Source organism: Synechococcus sp. H55.11, from assembly GCF_047462475.1.
Taxonomy (GTDB): domain Bacteria; phylum Cyanobacteriota; class Cyanobacteriia; order Thermostichales; family Thermostichaceae; genus Thermostichus.
In genome coordinates, this window is record NZ_JANSJI010000175.1 from 1 (window position 1) to 1,208 (window position 1,208).

The following is a 1,208-nucleotide window of genomic DNA, read 5'->3' on the forward strand; positions in this document are numbered from 1 at the left end:
GACGGGGCCCCACTTGCACTTTGAGTTGTGGCACCAGACGGTGGGGCAAGGCTGGGTGGTTTTGGACGCTACCGATGACCTGCAGGTCGCCGTTGCCCGGTTGCCGGGTTAGCATGAGGGACAACAGCGGACGTGGCGGAACGGCAGACGCGCTAGACTTAGGATCTAGTGCCGCAAGGCGTAAGGGTTCAAGTCCCTTCGTCCGCATCCCTAACCAGGAAAGATCACCTGCAGAATCTGCTCCGGCACAATCGACTCCATCGCCCCATTGGCCGCCTTGAGGAACCGAAACGGCCCTTCAGCCGGCAGCAGCCGTTCCGGTTCAGTCGGCCCAAACAGCGCCAGCAGCGGCGTCTGCGTCGCCACCCCCAGATGCATGGGAGCGCTATCCACACACAACAGCAGCGTTGCCCCACCAATCAAGGCCGCCAGTTGCCCCAGCTGGGCAGGGCGGCTCACCGCCAGATCCGGCAGTTGCGACAAAAACCCTTTTGCCAACTGCTCATCCTCTGGCCCCAACACCAGCACCAAGGGCAGCTCCGGCCGCTTCTCCCGAAAGCCCCTGACCACCTTCACCCACTTCTCAGGGGGATAGAGCTTCTGAATGCCCTTCTCCTGCGACAGTTGGCTGGCCCCCGGATGCAACAGCACATAGTCTTGGGCGGCGTCCCCCAGCAGGCGCCGGCGCTCTTGCTCCGCCCACTCCAGGTCTGTTTTTTTGAGGCGAATCTGAGGCAAGCCCGCCGGCGCCACAATGCCAAACCCCTGCACCAGGTCGTGGTACATGTTGGCGGCATATTGGGCCGGCTTCAGGGGCACCGGGTCGGTGAGCCAAGGCCGGCCTGGCCCCGGCGGCGCATAGCCCACCCGCTTGGGGATCCCGGTCAGCCAGAGCAGCAGCTTCACCCCCAAGCTTCGGCCCAGGCTCAGCACCGCGTCGTACGGCCGCTCCCGAATCCGCCCCAGCAGGTCGCTGAGGTCTGCCAACGAGAGCTGCTGCTTGAACGGGAAGGTCAGCACCCGATTGACCGAGGGGCAAACCTCATAGGCCGCCGCCGCCCGCGGCTCCACCAGCACCGCCAGCTCCGCCTCTGGATAGCGCTGCCGCAAACTGGCCAAGGTGGGAAAAAACAAAATCTGGTCGCCAATCCCCCCCGGCACCAAAGCCAAAATGCGGGGGGCCAAAGCCGCGTCTCGAAAAGCCATCT

The 1,208-nt window shown here is 64.3% G+C and carries 1 protein-coding gene and 1 tRNA gene; one reads left to right on the forward strand and one right to left on the reverse strand.

Annotated features, from left to right (window positions below; translation table 11 throughout):
* Positions 1-126 precede the first annotated feature (126 nt).
* A tRNA-Leu gene (locus tag NW853_RS07340) sits at positions 127-207 on the forward strand.
* 3 nt (positions 208-210) lie between these two features.
* On the opposite strand, the gene NW853_RS07345 is transcribed toward NW853_RS07340, so the two are convergent.
* Positions 211-1,206 carry a glycosyltransferase family 9 protein gene (locus tag NW853_RS07345; RefSeq protein ID WP_414336202.1) on the reverse strand — a complete coding sequence of 332 codons (996 nt, stop codon included), beginning with the start codon at positions 1,204-1,206 and terminating at the stop codon, positions 211-213.
* Positions 1,207-1,208 lie beyond the last annotated feature (2 nt).